The sequence below is a fragment of the Salibacterium lacus genome (assembly GCF_042684865.1).
Classification (GTDB): domain Bacteria; phylum Bacillota; class Bacilli; order Bacillales; family Marinococcaceae; genus Salibacterium; species Salibacterium lacus.
The window spans coordinates 1,102,503-1,123,381 of the sequence record NZ_JBHUML010000002.1; the positions used below are offsets into that span (position 1 = coordinate 1,102,503).

General features: G+C 46.7%; 24 protein-coding genes. 8 read left to right on the plus strand and 16 right to left on the minus strand.

Annotation, left to right across the window (positions count from 1 at the left end; translation table 11 throughout):
• Positions 1 to 36 precede the first annotated feature (36 nt).
• From ACFSUB_RS06490 to ACFSUB_RS06510, 5 genes are all read right to left on the minus strand, one after another.
• Entirely contained in the window at positions 37 to 627 is a 591-nt protein-coding gene (locus ACFSUB_RS06490) for an NAD(P)H-dependent oxidoreductase (RefSeq protein WP_380712370.1), read from the minus strand.
• Between the two features lie 88 nt (positions 628 to 715).
• On the minus strand, positions 716 to 1,186 hold the full coding sequence (accB, locus tag ACFSUB_RS06495) for an acetyl-CoA carboxylase biotin carboxyl carrier protein (protein ID WP_380712371.1): 471 nt from the start codon (positions 1,184 to 1,186) through the stop codon (positions 716 to 718).
• A gap of 36 nt (positions 1,187 to 1,222) precedes the next feature.
• The gene (locus tag ACFSUB_RS06500; RefSeq protein WP_380712372.1) at positions 1,223 to 1,855 is read right to left on the minus strand and encodes a TetR/AcrR family transcriptional regulator; all 633 of its coding nucleotides are present in this window, start codon (positions 1,853 to 1,855) and stop codon (positions 1,223 to 1,225) included.
• Between the two features lie 15 nt (positions 1,856 to 1,870).
• On the minus strand, positions 1,871 to 3,232 hold the full coding sequence (gene accC, locus ACFSUB_RS06505; protein WP_380712373.1) for an acetyl-CoA carboxylase biotin carboxylase subunit: 1,362 nt from the start codon (positions 3,230 to 3,232) through the stop codon (positions 1,871 to 1,873).
• Positions 3,233 to 3,405: 173 nt separating this feature from the next.
• On the minus strand, positions 3,406 to 4,248 hold the full coding sequence (locus ACFSUB_RS06510) for a dimethylarginine dimethylaminohydrolase family protein (protein ID WP_380712375.1): 843 nt from the start codon (positions 4,246 to 4,248) through the stop codon (positions 3,406 to 3,408).
• Positions 4,249 to 4,396: 148 nt separating this feature from the next.
• On the opposite strand from ACFSUB_RS06510, the gene ACFSUB_RS06515 reads away from it, so the two are divergent.
• From ACFSUB_RS06515 to ACFSUB_RS06530, 4 genes are all read left to right on the plus strand, one after another.
• Positions 4,397 to 4,693: a 4a-hydroxytetrahydrobiopterin dehydratase gene (locus ACFSUB_RS06515; protein WP_380712376.1), complete on the plus strand. Its 297-nt coding sequence runs from the start codon at positions 4,397 to 4,399 to the stop codon at positions 4,691 to 4,693.
• Positions 4,694 to 4,797: 104 nt separating this feature from the next.
• Positions 4,798 to 5,136, plus strand: coding sequence for a DUF5665 domain-containing protein (locus ACFSUB_RS06520; RefSeq protein ID WP_380712377.1), 339 nt, complete (start codon positions 4,798 to 4,800; stop codon positions 5,134 to 5,136).
• Positions 5,137 to 5,190: 54 nt separating this feature from the next.
• Positions 5,191 to 5,643, plus strand: coding sequence for a DUF948 domain-containing protein (locus ACFSUB_RS06525; protein WP_380712378.1), 453 nt, complete (start codon positions 5,191 to 5,193; stop codon positions 5,641 to 5,643).
• Positions 5,640 to 5,924, plus strand: a complete 285-nt coding sequence (locus ACFSUB_RS06530; protein ID WP_380712379.1) for a YtxH domain-containing protein — start codon at positions 5,640 to 5,642, stop codon at positions 5,922 to 5,924. Before ACFSUB_RS06525 ends, ACFSUB_RS06530 begins: the two co-directional genes overlap by 4 nt.
• 98 nt (positions 5,925 to 6,022) lie before the next feature.
• On the opposite strand, the gene queF is transcribed toward ACFSUB_RS06530, so the two are convergent.
• From queF to ACFSUB_RS06570, 8 genes are all read right to left on the minus strand, one after another.
• Positions 6,023 to 6,514, minus strand: coding sequence for a preQ(1) synthase (queF, locus tag ACFSUB_RS06535; protein ID WP_380712380.1), 492 nt, complete (start codon positions 6,512 to 6,514; stop codon positions 6,023 to 6,025).
• A gap of 2 nt (positions 6,515 to 6,516) precedes the next feature.
• Entirely contained in the window at positions 6,517 to 7,236 is a 720-nt protein-coding gene (gene queE, locus ACFSUB_RS06540) for a 7-carboxy-7-deazaguanine synthase QueE (RefSeq protein ID WP_380712381.1), read from the minus strand.
• Positions 7,233 to 7,682: a 6-carboxytetrahydropterin synthase QueD gene (gene queD, locus ACFSUB_RS06545; RefSeq protein ID WP_380712382.1), complete on the minus strand. Its 450-nt coding sequence runs from the start codon at positions 7,680 to 7,682 to the stop codon at positions 7,233 to 7,235. Before queD ends, queE begins: the two co-directional genes overlap by 4 nt.
• Positions 7,679 to 8,350, minus strand: coding sequence for a 7-cyano-7-deazaguanine synthase QueC (queC, locus tag ACFSUB_RS06550; protein ID WP_380712383.1), 672 nt, complete (start codon positions 8,348 to 8,350; stop codon positions 7,679 to 7,681). The genes queD and queC overlap by 4 nt, the downstream gene beginning before the upstream one ends.
• 158 nt (positions 8,351 to 8,508) lie before the next feature.
• Positions 8,509 to 10,347, minus strand: a complete 1,839-nt coding sequence (locus ACFSUB_RS06555; RefSeq protein ID WP_380712384.1) for a putative bifunctional diguanylate cyclase/phosphodiesterase — start codon at positions 10,345 to 10,347, stop codon at positions 8,509 to 8,511.
• A 120-nt stretch (positions 10,348 to 10,467) separates the two neighbouring features.
• A complete protein-coding gene (dcd, locus tag ACFSUB_RS06560; protein ID WP_380712385.1) occupies positions 10,468 to 11,004 on the minus strand; it encodes a dCTP deaminase in 537 nt (178 codons plus the stop codon).
• Between the two features lie 87 nt (positions 11,005 to 11,091).
• The gene (locus ACFSUB_RS06565) at positions 11,092 to 12,414 is read right to left on the minus strand and encodes an oligosaccharide flippase family protein (RefSeq protein ID WP_380712386.1); all 1,323 of its coding nucleotides are present in this window, start codon (positions 12,412 to 12,414) and stop codon (positions 11,092 to 11,094) included.
• 347 nt (positions 12,415 to 12,761) lie between these two features.
• Positions 12,762 to 13,061, minus strand: a complete 300-nt coding sequence (locus ACFSUB_RS06570; RefSeq protein WP_380712387.1) for an IDEAL domain-containing protein — start codon at positions 13,059 to 13,061, stop codon at positions 12,762 to 12,764.
• A 336-nt stretch (positions 13,062 to 13,397) separates the two neighbouring features.
• Here ACFSUB_RS06570 and ACFSUB_RS06575 point away from each other — a divergent pair, with 336 nt between their 5' ends.
• Both ACFSUB_RS06575 and ACFSUB_RS06580 read left to right on the plus strand, forming a co-directional pair.
• Positions 13,398 to 13,781: a hypothetical protein gene (locus ACFSUB_RS06575; RefSeq protein ID WP_380712388.1), complete on the plus strand. Its 384-nt coding sequence runs from the start codon at positions 13,398 to 13,400 to the stop codon at positions 13,779 to 13,781.
• A 144-nt stretch (positions 13,782 to 13,925) separates the two neighbouring features.
• Entirely contained in the window at positions 13,926 to 14,579 is a 654-nt protein-coding gene (locus ACFSUB_RS06580; RefSeq protein ID WP_380712389.1) for a potassium channel family protein, read from the plus strand.
• Between the two features lie 121 nt (positions 14,580 to 14,700).
• Here ACFSUB_RS06580 and hmpA read toward each other — a convergent pair whose 3' ends face one another.
• Complete coding sequence (hmpA, locus tag ACFSUB_RS06585) at positions 14,701 to 15,936, minus strand: NO-inducible flavohemoprotein (protein WP_380712390.1); 1,236 nt, start codon at positions 15,934 to 15,936, stop codon at positions 14,701 to 14,703.
• A gap of 135 nt (positions 15,937 to 16,071) precedes the next feature.
• Here hmpA and ACFSUB_RS06590 point away from each other — a divergent pair, with 135 nt between their 5' ends.
• Entirely contained in the window at positions 16,072 to 16,506 is a 435-nt protein-coding gene (locus tag ACFSUB_RS06590) for an Rrf2 family transcriptional regulator (RefSeq protein WP_380712391.1), read from the plus strand.
• 158 nt (positions 16,507 to 16,664) lie between these two features.
• Here the strand turns inward: ACFSUB_RS06590 and ACFSUB_RS06595 are convergent, their stop codons facing one another.
• The gene (locus ACFSUB_RS06595) at positions 16,665 to 17,873 is read right to left on the minus strand and encodes a Bcr/CflA family efflux MFS transporter (protein WP_380712392.1); all 1,209 of its coding nucleotides are present in this window, start codon (positions 17,871 to 17,873) and stop codon (positions 16,665 to 16,667) included.
• Between the two features lie 229 nt (positions 17,874 to 18,102).
• On the opposite strand from ACFSUB_RS06595, the gene ACFSUB_RS06600 reads away from it, so the two are divergent.
• The gene (locus ACFSUB_RS06600; RefSeq protein WP_380712393.1) at positions 18,103 to 19,767 is read left to right on the plus strand and encodes a glycoside hydrolase family 43 protein; all 1,665 of its coding nucleotides are present in this window, start codon (positions 18,103 to 18,105) and stop codon (positions 19,765 to 19,767) included.
• 502 nt (positions 19,768 to 20,269) lie between these two features.
• Here ACFSUB_RS06600 and ACFSUB_RS06605 read toward each other — a convergent pair.
• Positions 20,270 to 20,833 carry a hypothetical protein gene (locus ACFSUB_RS06605; RefSeq protein WP_380712394.1) on the minus strand — a complete coding sequence of 188 codons (564 nt, stop codon included), beginning with the start codon at positions 20,831 to 20,833 and terminating at the stop codon, positions 20,270 to 20,272.
• Between the last annotated feature and the right edge of the window lie 46 nt (positions 20,834 to 20,879).

Sequence of the window (20,879 nt, forward strand, 5' to 3'; positions counted from 1 at the left end):
TATCACTTCCCCCGCCGCACCCTCAAAACACAAGATTTACGGTGTAGTGGAAATAAGCTTTTCTGCATACTTCTCTACGCTTCTAAGACGTTTGGCGCGCCCGGCTTCATCGGCCTGGACAACGTTGCCAAGCTGTAGAAAGGGGAGGGTCTCAAAGCCGCAGAAAGAAAAAATCTGTTCATCCCACAATGCTTCCAGACGCTCCCGTGATGAACGAAAATCTTCTTCCGGCGCGCCGGTTGTATATACTGCTCCGAGCTTTTTCCCTTTCATTTCAGGGACCGGGGTCTCCCCCTGCATAGTGTAGGCAAACCGATAAGAAAGCACACGATCCATAAATCCTTTCCCCGCCGCAGGGAAACCACCCCACCAGAGGGGAAATACTAAAAGGACAGCATCCGCCCAGTTGATCCAGGAATGTTCATATTGTATCTCTTCGGGATATCTCCCGCGGAGGGATTCATGATACTCGTTTTTCGTTAACTGAAAGGAGATATTTATTTCCGGAATCCAGCGCACATGAGTTTGTACATCCCCACGCTCCAACTTCTGCTGCAGCGTGTTCAGTACAGCCCCATTAAAGCTGTTTCGATCCGGGTGCATAAACCAGATGAGTATTCGTTTCATTCCCGCTTCCCCCTTTATGATGAAGAAAAGAGACGGAAAAAAACACACCGTCTCTTTTCTGCTGCAGGGCTTCCCCCTGTTATATGCATTACTTCGGATCGACAAGGAACAACGGTTGACCGTATTCCACCAGTTCCCCGTCATCCACCAGAATTTCAACAATCTCTCCGGACATTTCCGCTTCAAGTTCGTTCATCAGCTTCATAGCTTCGACGATACAGACTACGCTGTCTTCTTTGACCTGGTCTCCTTCTTTGACATATATGCTTGCTTCAGGAGAAGGAGCACGGTAAAACGTGCCGACCATAGGGGATACAATCTCTTTCAAATGATCATTTTTCTGCGGAGCCCCTTGGTCTTTATCTTCAGGTTCCACAGCAGGGGCCGGTGCCGCCTGCTGTACCGGCTGTACCGGAAGAGCAGACTGAACCGCCGCACCGGAAGTACCTTCTTTTTTAATTGTGATTTTTTCCTGTGTTTCTCCCTGAATTTTCAATTCACCGACAGAAGATTCATCCACCGCCCGGATTAACTCTTTAATTTCATCCATCGTAAACATTTACTACACTCCTTGTCCTCTGTTTCATTAAATTTTTCAACCTACTTTATGCCCCAGGAAAAAGCGCTGGTATTCCGGTTTGTTTCTGGCTTTTTCCGTCAATACCGCCTGCATAATTAAATCAGCATAAATATCAGCTATTTCCCGTACCGAATACGCCCCGTCGGATTTATACCATTTATATGTCCAGTTTATCATACCAAAAATCGCCATCGAGGTAATAGGTACGGGAAGTTCCTGCCGGAAATCCCCCTGGCTTTTTCCGTCTTCAACGACAGAAAACATCATGTCTTTGTAACGGTCCCGTTTCTTTTTTATACTGTCAAAATAAACCGGCGACAAATACAGGCTCTCCTGATAAAAGACCGTCACATGGGCCTGGTATACTTCAAACATACGCACAAACGAATGAACCGTCTCATATAACTTCTCCGCCGGGGTATTCCAGCTTGTATGCGCCTGGTAGGCTTTTTCGATGATATATGTGATAAAGGATTCATGGATGGTATAGAGCAGTTCATCTTTTGATTTAAAGTTATGGTAAAAACCGCCTTTGGATGTTCCGCTTTTTTGTACTATCTTATCGACGGTCACCGCATGAAATCCGGATTCTTCAAACAACTGAAGAGCCGCATCCGTTATCCGCTGTTTTGTGGTTGTTACCGGCACCGTATCACCTGCTTTCTATTCGTCAGAGGATGATTCCATAACCTGATGTTCTTCAAGGAACGCTGTTGTGAAGTCTCCTTTGCGGAACACGTCATGATCCATTAACGCCGCGTGAAAAGGAATTGTAGTATAAACACCTTCGACTACAAATTCTGATAAAGCCCTTTTCATTCTGCTGACAGCTTCTTCTCTGGTGGCACCTTTTACAATCAGCTTTGCTACCATGGAATCGTAATGAGGTGTAATCGTGTAGCCTGTATACACCGCACTGTCTATTCTCACTCCAAAGCCGCCCGGCGGCAGGTACGTATCAATTCTTCCCGGCGACGGCATGAAGTTTCGGCTCGGGTTCTCCGCATTTATCCTGCATTCGAGGGCCCATCCTTCGATTCTGATGTCTTCCTGCCGGTAACTCAAGGGACGTCCAGAAGCTGCCAGTATCTGTTCTTTCACAAGATCTACGCCGGTCACTTCTTCTGTCACCGGATGTTCCACCTGAATCCGCGTGTTCATTTCCATAAAATAAAACTGATTATGTTTGTCCAGCAGAAATTCAACGGTACCTGCTCCGCAGTAATCCACGGCTTTGGCTGCATTAACAGCAGCACGCCCCATCTCCTGCCGTGTTGCTTCGTCCAGAGCCGGGGACGGTGCTTCTTCGACCAATTTCTGGTGCCTGCGCTGGATGGTGCAGTCTCTTTCCCCTAAGTGAATAACACTGCCGTGCCTGTCTGCCATAATCTGAATTTCCACGTGCCGTGGTTCTTCAACAAACTTCTCCATATATACGGCAGGGTCGCCAAATGAAGTCGCTGCTTCCTGCTGGGCCATCTGCACAGCCTGCTGCAGTCCTTCGGCATCACCGGCCACACGCATGCCTTTTCCCCCACCGCCGGCGGTCGCTTTTACAATGACGGGATAACCTATATCTTCTGCAGTATTTAAGGCTTCCTGCTCGTTTTCAATAATTCCTTCGGTGCCGGGAACAACTGGAACACCGGCATGCTTCATTGTTTCCCTGGCAACGGCTTTTGCTCCCATCTTGCTGATGGCTTCCGCTGATGGTCCGATAAACGTCAGGTTATGGTCCGCACAAATCTCCGCAAATTCCGCATTCTCGGATAAAAAGCCGTAGCCTGGGTGTACCGCATCCGCTCCCGTCTTCAGCGCTGTTGCTATCAAATTGGTTTTGTTTAAGTAGCTTTCCGCAGAAGACTTCGGCCCGATGCAGTATGACTCATCAGCCATAAGAACATGTAGAGCTTCGCGGTCCGCATCCGAATGAACGGCTACCGTTTCAATCCCAAGTTCCCTGCATGCCCTTATAATACGTACTGCTATCTCTCCACGATTTGCTATCAATACTCTTTTAAACATTTGAGCACCTTCTCTCCATTGCTTCCAAATCTAAAAAAGACCGACTGGTCAGTCTGTCTGTGACAGAAGAAACATTTATTTCGTCTATAAAGACAAGTTTTCCTTTCATATTGTACGTACCATTCTGCTTTATTACAAGTGTTTTTTTGGAGAAAAAGCTGCAGATAACAGATTTATGTTTCTGTCATCCTTTTCAAAGGAAACGTCACACACCGGAACGCACCTCCGGATTTAATTATTTCCGACAAGTCGACTTCGATGACATGAAATCCCCATTCTATTAATTGGTGATTCACCCGTTTATTTTCCGGAAGTGCAATGACAGTATGAGAGCCGATTCCCAGCACATTCACAGCAAGACGGAACTGTTCTTTTTCTCCTATGGAAATCGTCCGGTAATGCATTCTGATATTTCGCAGCGCTTCTTCGGTCAAAGCCGGTTCATAAATGACAGCTGTGCCTGGAGAGAGAATGTTAAATACACAGTCCAGATGCAGATACTGTTTTTTCAGTGGAATGCGGATCAGTTTTTTCTCCGGAAACCAGCTTTTTAGTTCCTCCAGCGCCTCCGGGGTCGTCCGGCTGCTTTCTCCAGCAAAGAGCAGGAAGTCATCGATAATGATATCCCCGCCTTCCAGAGCGCCTGTTTCCATTTCTTCATAACTCCAGTCATTCGCATCCAGCCATTGTTTCACCCTTGCTGTTTCGGGCTCTCTTACCTTTTCCTTCATGTTTCCGATAAGTATTCCTTTGGTTGATGTAAATCCAAGGTCCCTTGTAAACACCTGTTCCGGCATACTTTCTTCCGGAGGGAGAAGATGCACATGCACTCCGTGATTTTTAAGGACAGTTCTCAGTTCCTGATGCTGTGCTGCCGCCTTCTCCTGATCAATGTTCTTCATTCTATACCTTTTCTGGGTGTCATTGATGACTTCCACGATTTTCATCTGCTCGGGGCTGCACATCAACACTTCCGATAGACGTCCGTATTCGTTTTCTGCAAATCCATTATGCATAGTCGAATTCCTCCCCTTTTCTACTACTACATATAAAGGTTCCCTGTTCTTTTATTTCCTACGCATGGTTTCGTTATGTACCTTTCAGGTTTAAGAATGTTTAATTCAGGGAACGAATTTGTTGTGATTATGCTTAAGGAGGTGTTGCATGAGCACACTGGACAATGAAGTTATCGAACGGCGGCTCAATGAACTGGACGGTTGGAAACGTTCTGATGCGAAGAGCATTGAACGTACCTTTTCTTTTGAAGAATTTCTGACAGGCATTTCGTTTGTCGATAAAGTAGCGGAATATGCCGAAGAAGTACAGCACCACCCTCATGTTACGATTGACCATACAACCATTACCATCCGGTATTCCACGCACGATCAAGGCGGCATCACGGAAAAAGATATGGACTCTGCTGCAGCCTGCAACCGGATATTCAGCGAAATAACATCCTAATGTGTTTTTCTCCGGATTTTTTCCGGAGTTTTTTTGCGTTTACATACGGTCGAAAAAGGGTAAGTGAAAGTTGGAATTTGTCGAATGCATGAAGGGGGATGAGTATGTCTGAGGAACAGGAGACAAAAAACAGAAAACTTGAAAAACGCAGGGAGCCGCCCGAACGGGATGAAATGAAAAAAATGGAGATGCTTGTTAACAAACTGGAAGAAATAACGACAACTTCACGGATGAAAGATTTAGCCTATCATTATACGAAAACATCGGAAGTCATTAAAACAAATTTGATCGCCGGTGTGGCACGCGGCGTGGGGTTAACGCTTGGCACCGCACTTTTCCTTGCTTTATTGTTTTTTCTTCTTACCCAGCTCGCGGGTATACCGGTTGTTGGCGAATACATTAGAAATATGCTGGATATTGTCGCAAATCAAAGGGAATCGTAAACATAAACGGTCCGTTTCATGATAGAATAGGCAAAAGAAACACTAGGAGGGATTATGTTGGATTTAGTAGGAATCAGTATACTTATTATTGCAATCGCATTTGCCGTACTCGTTATTTTCCTTGCACGGACCCTGCACAACCTTACCAACGTGCTTGGTGGAGTGAATAAGACAGTCGAAAAACTCCCGGATCAGCTTGATGATGTAATGAAAGAAACCGGGGTGGTCATTCATAACAGTAATGAAACACTCCTTGATTTAAATGAAAAAATGCGCACACTGAATCCGTTATTCTATATTCTCGGAGATGCCGGTGAAGCTTCGAGAAAATTGTCCTCTTCTCTTGTCGATATGACGGATTCCATGAAGAAAAACACGGACGAAGCCAAAGAAAAAGCGGAGAACCGGGATTTAGGCGGGCTGTATGGCGGCGCGGCTCTTGTCTATTATCTGTATCAAAAACGGAGTGCCCTTAAAGAATTTAAAGAAGGTAACAAAACATCATGAATAAACAGATACGGTGGATCAGTGCTGCCGCAGGCTTTTTTTCCGCTTTTGCCGCCACACTCCTGACGGCTCCCCAAAATGGAAAAACAACGCGCAGACAGATTGCCCGGCTGTGGGGATGGACGATCAATGTTCCTTCCAAAGTGAATGCTGCCTACCGCGGCCGTAGAGATAAAACGTACGAATACGGCAGAGGCCGGTATAAGCAGTGGACCGAAGATTTGAATGCTCTAAAAAAAGAAGCAAAGCAATCAGCAAAAGATGCCAACGACGAATCATAACCACAAACAAAACCCGGATTCCAGGCGGATCCGGGTTTTGTTTGTTTATCACGGGTAATATACAGTGTATAACCACGGAGTGTCCCCGGGGTGCCTGTTTACCGATTATCAATGTTTTCAGGATACATGTCATGATACAGCAGTCTCGTTTCTGCCATTTGTTCATATTTTGTGCCGGGGCGTCCGTAATTGGCATACGGATCAATGGAGATCCCTCCGCGCGGGGTGAATCTGCCGAGCACTTCAAGATAGCGCGGATTCATCAGTTCGACAAGGTCATTGACGATTGTATTTATGGCATCTTCATGAAATCCGCCGTGGTTCCGGAAGCTGAACAAATACAGCTTCAACGATTTGCTCTCCACCATATTTACATCAGGAATATAGCTGATATACAGGGCAGCAAAATCGGGCTGCCCCGTCTTCGGACAGAGCGTCGTGAACTCGGGACAGTTGAATTTAACGAAATAATCCCGGTTCGGATGGCTGTTTTCAAACGTTTCCAGGAGCGAAGGATCATATTCAAACGTATAACTCGTCTCTTCCTGCCCCAGGTGAGATAGGTTCTGGATATCATTTCGTTCCGGCATGGTTATACCCCCTGTTTATTTCCCCACAGCAGTGTGTGCAGCTGCGGCAGTACTTTTACATCATTCAGCCTTTCAGAATGCAGGGCCTGCTCCACCAGCCACTCATATCTATTCAGAAGGTGGGTTAGAAGCCATTGATTCTCGGCTGTGCTCCATTCATCGTTTCCGGTCTGCAGAAACATTTCCACTTCCGGATACCTTTCGTGAACCTCTGCAGCATAGGAAAGATCGGTCTCATCGAATATAACGACTTTCAGGCTGACCTGTTTTTTCTGCCGGCCTTTCAGACGGTGGATATACGTATCAAGCTGTTCCCAGTTTGTCTGCATTCCGGAACTCGGCGGTTTCGGGGAAATCGTAACCTCGTCAATATCTGTCATCCATTCCTTCCAGAAACTTCCCTGGGTTTCCACCGCTGTCTGAATACCTTTCTCCTGAAGAAGACGGACCACTTCGCCAAGACCGTCATGAAGAGCGGGGTTGCCTCCGGAAATAGTGACATGGCTGAAGAGAGATCCACCTTTGGCTTCCAGCTGCGTCACAATCTCCTGCGCCTCCATAAGATCCGGCTTCTGTGAGCCATCCCATGTGAACGCAGAATCACACCATGAGCATCGGTAATCACAGCCGCCGGTCCGCAGAAACATCGTTTTTTGGCCGATTACCATTCCTTCTCCTTGAATAGTAGGACCAAATATTTCTAGTAAAGGGACTTTCTTCATAACGAGAAGTCTCCTTCCTTTGCCCGGTAGACGACGTAGCTTGTCGGTGTTTCCCGGACAATGACCTGGAGGCAGCGGGGCTGGTTGAAACGTGTATCCAGCTCCCGCTGAATGTTCTGCCAGATCGTGCGTGCGACTACTTCTGTCGTAGGAAAGGTGTCAGGATCCCCGCCGTATTGGCCGGCAAAAGCCTCGTCGTCATTCAGGAGGGAATGATCAAAGCGGTCATGAACGAGTTCTTTTATCATTTTAAAGTCGACGAGAAATCCGGTGTGATCCAGCCTGTCCCCTGCTATGGTCACGTTAATGACATACGTATGCCCATGCACATTGGCGCACTTTCCGGCAGCTTCCGCCGGAATAAAATGAGCGGCGGACAGCTGCATATCCTTGTTCAGTTCATAACGATAGGTGTGCGGCACCTGTGGATAAAATTGATGAATCATTCGAGTTCCCGTTCCTTTTCCTGCATATACTGCTCATAGCCGGCCCGGCGCAGCTTACAGGCCGGGCATTCCCCGCAGCCATTTCCGCGGATGCCGTGATAGCATGTCAGAGTGTTGTCTTTTACATATGTCAGCCGGCCGAGCTTATCAGCGAGTTCCCACGTTTCTTTTTTATCAAGCCACATAAGGGGGGTATGAAGCACAAATTCTTTCCCCACCGCCAGATTCAGCGTTACATTTAATGATTTCACAAATACATCGCGGCAGTCCGGGTAACCGCTGTAATCTGTTTCACATACACCGGTGACAACATGTTTGGCACCTTTTTGTGAAGCAAGAATGGAGGCAAAGGAGAAAAACAGCAGGTTTCGTCCCTCTACAAACGTCGAAGGCAGCTCTCCATCCTCTCCTTCTTTCACTTCCATATCGTCCCGCGTGAGCGCATTCGGGGCAAGCTGGTTTAACAGACTCATATCGAGAACGTGATGTTCCACGCCCAGATCAGCTGCAATATCCCGCGCTGTTTCAATTTCATTGTCATGGCGCTGGCCGTAATCAAATGTGACAGCAGTCACTTCCTGAAACTGTTCAAGCGCCCAGAACAGGCAGGTCGTACTGTCCTGGCCGCCGCTGAATACAACCACCGCCTTTTCCTCTGAAAAACCCAATTTCCATCCCTCTTTCTATCTAATCCCGGTACCGGGTACCATTCTTTTGTGTTGTAACGTTCCCATTATAACATTCTCACGCAACCCCGGCTTTTTGTGTGCCTGCGCACACATAAAACAACGGTCCGGCTTCTGTAAAGACCCGGACCGCTGGATGATCACGCTTCCCTGCTCCATGAAAACTCCTGTATTGTTTTCGGCACGGAAAAATAGTATCCCTGGAAGTAAAAACAATCCATCGCCAGCAGTTCCCGGGCCTGCTCTGCTTTTTCAATTCCTTCGGCCACTACTTTCATGTTCAGGTTTCCGGCCGCGTGGATAATCGTTTTAACAATCGCAGCGTTCTTCTGTTTTTCATTCATGTCTTCGATGAAAGACCGGTCGATTTTCAATGTGTCGACCGGCAGCTCTTTTAACTGGCTCAGGGAACTGTATCCTGTCCCGAAATCATCAAGACTCAGACGGAACCCGTATTCTTTCAGACGCTTCAGAACAGGCAGCATCCGGTCCGGGTGCATCATCGTACGTTCGGTGATTTCAAGTTCCAGCTGATGCGGCGCAATCTCATAGGCGTGGACAAGATCAGGAAGCTCTTTGATAAAACCTGAATGCTCCAGCTGCCTGCTGGAAAGATTTACAGCTGCTGTCCAGTTCCGGTGACGCTTTAATACAGGACCGGCTTCTCTGCATACTTCCTTCAGCACCCACCATCCCAGTTGATGAATTAATCCGTTCTCTTCGGCCATCGGAATAAACGTAGACGGAGGAATCATTCCGTGAACCGGATGCTTCCATCTAAGCAGCGCTTCCATTCCTTTGGTTTCACCCTTATTGCCGTAAACAAACGGCTGGTACATGACAAACAGTTCCCCGCGTTCCATTGCAAAATATAAGTCATTTTCTATTTCGTATTTTTTTCGGGCTTCCTGTTCGATACCAGGCCGGTAAACCCCGTACTGCTGATTGCTCCGCTCCGCGTGGGAATATGCAATATCAGCCTGCTGAAGCAGAAGCTCTGCTTTCTTGCTTCCATCTTCATCCTGGGCAATACCGGCTGTAAAGGATACAAAAATGTCCCGGCCGTTTATTTTCACAGGCTGTTCAAAGGCGCGGTCCAACGCATGTACAATCTGCTCTGTGCTGTTTTTCTCCCGAAGAAGAAGCATCAGAAATTCATGATTGTTCTTACGGGCGAGTGCTTCCTGCTCTTCAAGGATAGATTGGAGCTTGGCTGCAGCTGCAGCCGCTGCCCTGTGCTCTGTGTCCATCCCCATTGTTTCACTGATACGACGGAAATGGTGAAAAGTAACAGCTATGACCACCCGGTTCTGTTCTGCATCCATTTCCTGGAGGTGTCTTACAAAGAAAGCTTCATTCGGCAGTTGAGTTGTTTTATCGTAATAAGACAACTCATAGATATTATGTACCGCTTCCTGATAGGCACTGACATCTTTGAATGCTGCAATGATAACCCGGCTGTCTGCAAATCCTGTTTTGGTCGTTTTCACTCTCACCGGCAGTACCCGGTCTGACTCGTCGGTGATCTCCCAGTCAAAGGTCAGTTGTTTATTATCCAGTATTTGGTTCTCCTGCATAAGTGCTTCCTCTTTCCAGGTTCCACTGGACAATTCTTGAAACGTCAAATAGGGGCGTGCTCCCTTTTTGCCCAACCATTCCGACGCCCGTTTGTTCCATTCGTGGAAACGAAGGGGGGCGTCTTTTTCCGGCAGAAACGCAATAAACAAAAAATCTGTGACGTTGTCAAACACCGCTTCATACATCAGGTCTGCTTTTTCTTTATCTTCCCGGTGCATCCGGCTGGCTGCCAGATGTTGCTGCAATACGAAGTAAAGAAGCACAGCAGTACCTCCGACAAACATACTCCCTTTTAGTGTCTGCATGCCGGTTTCCTCAGGCAGCAGACGGTCACTCAGCACAACCCACAGCATTCCTGCTGCAAAATAAAAAACCGTGATAGACAAAGCCTTCTTTCTCATCCTTTACTCCTCTCTGCTGAAACAGCAGGTTCGTCCTACTCTTTATTTCGGACATTTGAAGAAAATTATGAAGGAATTGTATTTTTTATGCACGAGGTGATATTTCCGGCAAAGGTCAGATTAATCGGAGTCTTTGTCTAAATAAACCTGACTTCCGACTGCTTTTTTCTGTCCCTGATACTTCCCGTCATAAGGAGATGAAGCTTCCTGATCCATAAATGCAAAAACGAGCTGGGCAATCCGGCGCTGTGCTTTCAGCCGTATGGGAAGCCGGTTGGCATTGTACAATTCGAGTGTAATTTCCCCTTCAAAGCCCGGATCCACCCAGCCGGCGTTCTGAATAAAAAGACCCATCCTGCCGATGGAACTCCGCCCTTCCACAAACGCTGTGACGTGATGCGGCAGGCGGATGTATTCTTTGGTCGTTGCAAGCAGAAACGAATGAGGAGGAATGATTACTTCCTCGCTTTCAAACTCTACATAACGTGCCGGTTCATCGAGAGCAATAGCCTCTATCGCATTCTCATCTATTTTAAGAAAGTGCGTCCCTAAACGGATATCCACCGAAGCCGGCTGGATTTGATGCTCATCCACCGGGTCAATCTGCAATGTCTCCTGTTCCATCATCTGCTTTATCGTCTGATCTGATAAGATCACCGGTATGCCCCCTGTTTACATGTCGTTCTTCTATTCACCAGTATAACGATTTCTGCCGGGAAACGCCATCCACGGTACAGATATTCTTCAGATTTCCCGAAGCTTCCAGCCGATAGGCTCCTGCAGCCGGTTCCGGATGGTTGCTGCGTGAAGCCCTGCGAGAAGCACAACCCCCGTGTTCATGCCGAGAATAACGCCGTCCATCCGAAGATCAGGCATGGATCCAAGGACATACATCAGAAGAAAGGATACAGAAGTGGACCAGACGGAATGAACAAACGCATCTGTCACAAGCCCGAGCCCGATAAGAAACGCCTGCATCGGAATAACGAAAAAATGAAAGAAAAAATACGGGGTCAGCAGCTGCAGATAGACCGATGCGGGAGACTCTTCAAAGAAGAGTCCCGTCAATTCGTCCGCAAAGAAGAAAAACAGGCACACCGCCGGCACTGAGTAAATGAGCGTAAAAACGGCCATCCGGCGGAGCATCGTTTCCAGTTGATGTATTTCTTTTTTGGCATACGCTTCGGATACGGCTGGGATAAGAACAAGCAGCAGGGAATGGGCGATAAACGCGGGAAAAAAGCCGATTGTAAAGGCCACCCCGGCCAGCTTCCCGTATTGAACGACTGCCATTTCTCCTCCAACTCCCGCCTGCACGAGCGCCGCCTTTATCAAAAAAGGTTTCACCGCGAACGAAGCTGCATGAAAGATTCGAAGTCCCGTAGCCGGCAGGGACACCGACAGTAACAGACGCAGAACCGATTTTTTTTCAATCGGCTTCCGCGGCTTTTGTTTCATCTGCCTGAGACGTCGAAGGCAGGCCGGAAGCAGATACATGCACACCGCAAGCTCTGATGCTATCAGCGTAACCAGACTGAGCAGAATCGCCGCCTCCGTTTCAACATGAAAAAAACGGAATACGATAACAAGAAGTACAAGCTGCGTCACACGTTGTAATACATTGGCTGCTGCAATCTTTCCCATGTACTTCGCGCCCATAAAATACCCTCTGGCCACAGAGGAAAAAGAAGTGATGGGAACAAGCAGCAAAAGAAGGTAGGAAAGCAGCGGATGGTAATCATTAAAAACTGGAAGCAGCGGAAAAATGAGTGTGCCAACAGCCAGGCAGACAATGGTGAATCCTGATGCAAAGTAAAACGTGTGCTGCAGTATACTACGGTGATAAATCGGATCTTTTTCCGCCGTTGCTTTGGAAAGAGAGGCAGGAAGCTCCAGACCGGCAATAACCGCGAGAAACATAATAACCGGAAGGATCGACATATATAGTCCCAGCCCCGTCTCCCCGAGTTCCCGTGCCAGCACAATATTAATTGTAAATTCCAGACATTCTCCAAGCAGTGCCGCACCCATCAGCAGCCATATATTTTTCCATAGTACGGAGGACATGACAGACTCTCCTTTTTTCCAGCTTCGATTATTCTATGAGACAAGCCGGAAAAAGAGAACATCTGCACGAAAGGCCTTCTCTACCTTCCAAGTAATAGGTCCCGCGCTTTTTTTTTTTGGATCAAGTGGCAGATGCGGATGCTGTGGAATAGCGGAGTATTTTGACGGAGCGATAAACGGACGCTGAAATTTTCCATTGATGGTGTTGTCCCCGTCCCATTTCCGGACAGGAGACTGACACAGACGGTTCCCGGCAGCACTTGAGAAGCCGTTTCCAGGAGCGCAAACCCAAGTGTTTTCCAATGCACTAAAAAAGGAGCCGCCTGTTAAGACGACTCCCCCACGGTTTATTTCGTTTTAAAATCGAGTTCGAGTTCATATCCCTGTTCGGAAATAACTTTTCCCGCTCTATATTCGCCAATCAACGCATTGTAGTGTGATGTCAGTTCCTGAAACAGTTCCGAATCCCCGGCATCCAGTGCTTCATCGATCAAGCGGCGCAGACGTTCTTCATTAAAATGATACACGGCGTATTCCATCATCATCTGTGCATACAAAGACTGGAGCACCTGCCTTGACGGTCTTTTTCCGTGTTTATCGGATTTTACTTTCTTCATGAAGTGCTGTTCATGTGTAGGATGTAACATTTTCGCGGAACCCCCTATCTTTTCCACCGGTTTTCATCCGGTTGGTCGACTGCTGTTCCTGTTTTTTACCCACATACATTACGTCTGATTCTGTGTTATTTTATGTGCTTACTGGTAACATACCCACAAGTGTTATCCCTCAAACGTTTTGTATGCGCTTTCCTATAGTATAACGCATCTCCCTTCTCTTTTAAAAGAATCAAATGCCCGGTGCGGAAAAATCTTTTTCCCGTACCGGAATGTTTCTCCACTCTAACCAAAAGGAAGCACTTGTATAAAGGAACATACATTCGGTACAATATATACAAACAAACGTTCTTATCAGGAGGGGCTGTTATGCAGATCAAAGAAGAAGAGCATATTATGGTCCACTACTATATTCTGCTTCTTCTTGTCAAAAAAGTGCTTGAAAAGGACAGAGAACTGTTCGAACATGGATCATTCAAAGTAAAGGATCCGTATCTGAGCGTCATACAGGAGGCGATGCAGCTGCTTCATCAGGATATGCGGACCATTAAAACGTATATGCAAAAACACCAAATGCGGGTCCAGTTTGAGGAAAATGACGGGATGTTTTCACGCTACTCTTACGTCTGCCGGGGCTATGAAGGAACGAGCAGCTACCTGAACGCCAATTTAAAACGCCAGGCCCGCCGCTGCATGGATGTTTATTTTTCGAAACATTCCCCGCTTCATTCAGACTCTATCCTCCATGAGTGAAAAGACATCACCGAAAAATATTTCGTTTTATCTACGATTGACAAACGACGGATGCAAAGAGTACATTACAATTATCTTTGCTGCATCGCGTTCGTTAATCTGCCCGGGAACGAATGAGGGCAGGCGGAGGAGGAGACAGGAACCGTGAAAAAACAATTTGCCATTATCGGATTGGGAAGATTCGGCGTCAGCGTAAGCACAGAGCTGCATAAGCTCGGTCACGAAGTGCTGACGGTCGACATTAATGAAACAAAAGTGAATGAGATGGTCAACGATTCCACCTACAGCTCCGTTGCCGATGGCGCCGACGAAAAATCCCTGCGCAGCCTCGGCATTACAAACTTTGACCACGTCATCGTTGCCATCGGGGACAACATCCAGGCGAGCATTCTATGTACACTGCTGTTAAAAGAAATGGGTATTGAATCCGTGTGGGTAAAAGCCCAGAACTATTATCATCATAAAGTACTCGATAAAATCGGTGCGGATAAAATCATCCACCCTGAACATGACATGGGAAACCGGATTGCCCAGCACCTGGTATCAGACAAAGTGATCGACTATATCGAACTCTCCGATGATTTCTCGATTGCAGAAATTGCGGCACCTTCATTTATGAATCAGAAATCCCTGATCGACCTTAATATTCGTGCCAGATTCGGCGTTACCATCCTGGGACTGAAGCGCGGAAAACAATTCAATATTTCGCCGCGGGCGGAAGATCAAATACAGGAGAACGATATTCTCATCGTCATCGGTCATAAAAACGACCTGAAACGGTTTGAAGAAAACACATAAACCCGGCTGCTTCTGCTGGAAAAAGAGTACAGAAAAAGACCCGGTCCGCTTTTTTCACGCGGTTCGGGTCTTTTTTTCTGAACACGACATAAACCACGGGAAGGTGACGTTTTCTTCCCTGTCATCCGTCCAGGTCGGCAGCAGGACCAAAGAATTCAAAATGCCTGCGTTCTTCAGCAATGTTAAGTTCTTCTTTCAGCATTTTGTGCACCGCCTGTAAAAACGGAATCGGACCGCAGAAATAATAATCCGCCTCTTCGTCCGGGACGATGGAACGAAGCCACTCCGCGTCGAGACGTCCTTCTTTCTGCACATAAGCATCCTCATGATCCGCGTCCATCCATATATCGTAGCAGACATGATACGATACACGATCATATTCGTCTGCTGTTCCCGAAGTGCGGGCATGCATAGCATGAACAGAGCGGGAACGTGCCGTTTGGATAAAAGTGACGGACCGGGACGTTTCAGAAACGAGCGTACGGAACATGCTCATCAGCGGGGTCAGACCAACGCCTCCGCTGATGAGAACAACCGGCCGCGTTCCATCCTGGAGCTTGAAATCACCAGCAGGTGCCGTCAGCTCTATGGTGTCCCCCTCTTCTACCTGTCGATGCAGAAAGGTCGATACTTTTCCATCAGGAAGCGTATCTGTGCTGTCTTCACGTTTTACGCTGATACGAAGGTGACTCTGTCCCGGTGCGTCCGACATGGAGTACTGCCGCAGGTGCAAATATTTTTCTCCGGGGATGTCGGCTTTGACGGTGACGTACTGTCCCGGGTAAAACCACGGCAGCGCCCCGCCGTCCACCGGCTTTAAATAAAAGGACGTAATAACGTCACTTTCCCTGACTTTCTGTGCCACCGTAAAGGTACGAAAGCCATCCCATCCACCTGTCTGGGCAGCTGCCTCCTCATACTTCTCCTGCTCCACCGAAATAAACACATCGGCAATCACATTGTAGGCTTCTTCCCACGCTCCAATTATGTCATCGGTTGCTGCTTCTCCCAGTACTTCCTTCATGGCCGCCAGAAGATTCTTTCCGACAATGGGATAATGCTCCGGCTTCACCTGCAGGCTTCGATGTTTATGCGCAATTTCCCGGACCACCGGGAGCATCGTTTCCAGCTGATCAATATTTTCCGCCGCAGCAAGGACCGTGTTAGCAAGTGCTTCAGGCTGCCTTCCGCTTTCCTGGTTTGTCTGGTTGAAAATATGAAGAAGTTCCGGATGCTGTTCAAACATTCTTTTATAAAAGTGTTCGGTAATTTCTGCTCCTCTTTCCCTTAGTACAGGAGCAGTTGCCTTCACGGTTTCCACGGTGCTTTCTTTAAGTAAAGTTTGATTTGAAGCCATTTTTGTCCCTCCTTAAAATATGCATTTATAATACATATTTAATTGTAGCATAGACACCGAGCAGATGATGTGGCGATTCTGCGAAAATGTGGTACGATGATGTAAATAACAACATGAGACATTGGAGCGTTCAATATGCAATTGACTTCATATACCGATTACTCCCTGCGTATGCTGATTTACCTTGCGGCTGTCGATCACCCGAAACTATCAAGCATTAAGCAGATTTCAAACGCCTATCACATATCATACAACCATCTGACAAAGGTGGGACATGAGCTGTCCAAACTGGGACTGATTGAAACAGTGAAAGGAAGAAACGGGGGTATCCGGCTTGCCAGAAGCCCGGAGGATATTAATATCGGCTGGGTGGTAAGACGGACGGAGGATAACCTCGATCTGGTGGAATGTTTTGATCCGGAAAACAGCATGTGTGTCCTCACCGGCAGCTGCCGGCTGCAGAGTATTCTCCACGAAGCACTTCACGCCTACCTCCAGGTTCTCGACCGTTACACCCTGCAGGATGTGACCGTCAATCCAGAGAAATTGAAAGAACTCCTGCTTTCCTGAAACAAAAAGAAAAATGGCGGAAAAGATATCCGTACATCCTTTCAAAACAAAGAAATGGGAGGAATGAACAGAAAGGATGTCCGGCTGCAGCGCACGCCTTCCATGTTCATCACTCCCTTTTGACTGTTATGGTCTTTTGATACAGCCCCACTTACAGCCTAATCTGTGGTGGGGTGATCTTTTTTAGTCAGGGAAAAGAAAGCAGCACCACCGATAGTTGCAGTAATACATAATATGGCTCCCATCGGAACAGCGGTGGTTTCATTAATACCGACAAGTGGAGAGACGGTGGAGCCGAATAATAACGGAAGCATTCCCAGTAAAGCACTGGCACTCCCTGCCCTGTGTCCCTGATGCTCCATTGCCAGTGTGAAAGTACTTGTTAATACCATTCCCATACAAGTCATGTAAATATATATTGGTATAACCAGTGCTGCCAGCGGCCCTTCGATAATCGTCATAACCAGAAGGAAAGAGGTTGCCATAACGGCTGTAATAACAGCCGTTTTCAATAAATTTCTTTCATGAACAATACCTCCCAGGCGTCCGATGATAAAACTTCCTGAAATAATGGCAAGCCCATTAATACCAAATAAAATACTAAAGGTTTGCGGGGACACCCCGTAAATATCCTGATAAACAAACGGTGTTCCCGAAACATAGGCAAAACTCCCTCCGTGTACAAAACCGATGGTTAAAGCATAACCAATAAACGATCGATCCTTCAAAAGGCTCCCTATCGTTTGAAGAGAATGTCTTACCGAGCTTGGCGTTCGTTTTTCCGGCGGCAGCGTTTCTTTCAGCCGGAATGCTATAACTAAAACGATAATAAGTCCGAGTAAACCCAGGAAATAAAAGATGGTATTCCAGCCTGCAAATGGCAACAGCAAAATGGCTCCGCCCATTATTGGCGCAATCATAGGAGCCACTGCGTTTATGACCATTAGAAGCGCGAAAAATTTCGTGAGATCTCTACCGCTGAACACGTCGCGCACGACGGCCCGGGAAAGGACAATACCTGCTGAGGCAGTTAATCCCTGCAAAAATCTCGCTCCCACCAACGCAGCGATATTTGGCGCCAGGCTGCAAAGAAGAGAAGACAACGCAAATAAAGAGATCGATATCATTAAAGGCTTTTTTCTCCCTTGTGCGTCACTGATAGGCCCGACGATGATCTGACCGACAGCCAGCCCGATCAAACAGCTGGTTAAACTAAGTTGTACAAAGGAAGCACGTGCTCCCAGGTCACTTGCGATATCAGGAAAGCTTGGTAAATACATATCAATATTAAGAGGTCCTAATATGCCGAGCATACCAAGTAGAAGGGCTAAGCCAAAACGCTCTTTCCCCGTTGGATTATGTATCATATATCTATTAACCCCTTTTCGCCGTTTGTATAAAAGCACTCTATTAGAATATCATAAGAAAACAAGCAGAGAGAAATTTTATGTACAAACCCCCCCCAAAGATGTACGTACAATTTCAGGAAAAATATTGAGAAAATTCAGCAATTAGTGTAGGCTGAACATTGAGCGTTTAACTTGTAAGGACATGACATTTTTGTAAGCGGTTCATTTAATGAGAGGGGATAGGTGAATGGAAAGCAGAAAAGTGGTAAAAAAGGCGCTGTTCAGCACACTGGCTGTTGTTTTCATTGGTGTTGTTTTTTGGACAGTCATTATAAGTAACGAGGAGGAAACAACCGTGGAAAGGAACGGATCTGCTGAGAACAATAACAAAAAAAACAAAGAGCCAAACTTTTCAGAAGTTGCGGTACATGATCCATCTATTATAAAAGAAGAGGATACGTTTTATATTTTCGGCACACATATCGAAGCGGCAAAATCAAAGGATTTAATGAATTGGGAATCGTTCACCAATGGATATGAAACGCCCAACAATTCATTGTATGGAGATCTTTCTGCGAATCTGTCGGAATCCTTTGAGTGGGCTGGTGAAGACGATGCGGACAGTCAGGGAGGATTTGCTGTATGGGCACCGGAGATATTTTGGAATGAAGATTATGTGAATGATGACGGGTCAACTGGTGCGTACATGATTTATTATTCCGTATCATCAACCTATATCCGTTCGGCGATAGGTTATGCTGTTTCCAAGGATATAGAAGGTCCCTATGAATACGTGGATACCGTCGTTTATTCCGGATTCACAGAGCAGGAGGATTATGATGAAAACAGCGATGTTAACAAAAAATGGACGAACACAAATATTCCTGATTTGGTTGATGAGGGGCATGTCAGTGAAGTAACCCCCGCCTGGTTTAATCAAGACGGTTCATATAACAATACGATGTATCCAAACGCTATTGATGCCAATGTCTTTTATGATAAAAACGGAACACTATGGATGAGCTATGGGTCTTGGTCCGGCGGAATCTTTTTACATGAACTGGATAAAGAAACAGGCGGGGTCATCCACCCGGAGGAAGACGGAAAAACAGAGGATGGCCGTATGATAGACCGTTATTTCGGGACAAAAATTTCAGGGGGATATGGAAAATCAGGCGAAGGACCGTATATCGTATATGATGAGGAAAGTGAATACTACTTTTTATATAAAACATATGGATGGCTTGGATCGGATGGAGAGTACAATATGCGCGTGTTCCGGTCCGAAAGTCCGGAAGGTCCATTCGTTGATGCACAAGGGAATCCTGCCGTTCTCCCTGAGGATACAGACAATGCACCATTTGGAAACAAATTGATGGGGCACTATACATTTAAAAGTGCATCAGATGACTCCAGCTTAGGTTACTTTTCCCCCGGCCACAATTCTGTTTATGTTGATTCTGATACAAATCAACAGTACCTTGTTTTTCATACACGTTTCCCGGATTCTGGAGAAAAGTTTGAAGTACGTGTGCACCCATTATACATGAATGAAAATGATTGGCCTGTGGCTGCGCCGTATCGCTATAGTGGAGAACGTTTAGAGGAGGTATCAGAAGAAAATGTAATTGGAGACTATAAATTTATTAACCATAAAAAAGATAATACGGATGAAGTGAAAACCTCATCGGAAATAACGTTACATGACAACTATGATGTTTCAGGTGAAATCGAAGGAACGTGGGAGCTTTTAAATGAACATGAAGTTCGAGTCACCGTTGACGATGAGACATACAGCGGGGTCTTTGTTAAACAATGGGACCCGCTTGAAAAACAGAACGTATGGACGTTTACTGCAGCATCTGATCAAGGAATGACCATTTGGGGAAGTCGAACGAGTGCCTTGAAATAAAAGCTGAATAGAAAAAGAGTCTGGGACAAAACTTCTATAAGATAGAAAAATACCGAACGATTTCAAAAAATCGTTCGGTATTTTTCGTTGCTGAGACAAGCCGCTGCGCCAAAATGCTTCGCTTTCCGCGGGCACGGCTCAAGCCTCCTCGGAAGAAAACCGCTTCCTGCGGGGTCTTGAGACTCGTGCTGTTCCCGCAGGAGACGAAGCATTTTAGCTCCGCTTCTATACGGCTTTTGATCAGTGACCCGGAACATTCGTGTTATCTACCGCCTCATGTTCTTCTGTCCCAGACTCTTTTTCCATGATATAAAGAATGTAATGATAGGCAGGAGTGAAAAGAGCCCTCTGCAACACAGGTCCAATACGGGAGCGGCATACTTTCGGCTGCCATTCATCCGCTTGTGGACACTAAGCCCGCTGTAAAACGATGTAGTGTCCACGGAACTGCTGCGGACCGGAATTCACCACAGCCCAGCCTCCACCTTGTTCAGTTCCATCATTAATCCTTTATATCCCAGTCATCTCGTTTGAACGTACCGAGAGTGTGTATACTCGAACGGCCGTCTCCGGCAGAATCAATTTCGAGCAGATCCGGAAACGAAGCGCTGCTGCATAAAACGTGAAACGCTGCGGTGTCTGCCAGATGCGACAGCATTTCGGGATCCGTTTCAAATACATACAGTTTCAGGCGGTCCGCCTGTTTTACGACAGGAACGCTCAGTGTCTCGGCCGCTCCGTGGAAAGGCTGGTATTTTATCCAGCCGGACAGCGTGCCGGATGCACCTTCCAGGAGAGGAAGAAGATGACTGGATACATGTATCAGATAAAGGTAATAGGACGTATCATAAGAAAAGTAATCCGCTGAAATCCGGGAAAACCATGCCGTTTTAAACCATTCTATCAACCGGAAATACGTTCGTTCTTCCGGATCAAGATACAGCACCTGGGCCGTGACGTCGCTTATGACCTCTTGAACCGCGGTCTTCCATGAATCAAGCCTTGAACTATACACAGGTTGGAAGGGATTATCGTGATTGTGATAGGATTCAAATGGTTCGTTCAATGCCCTTCCCCCTTCTCACGCTGTTTTATTACCCATATTGTACGAA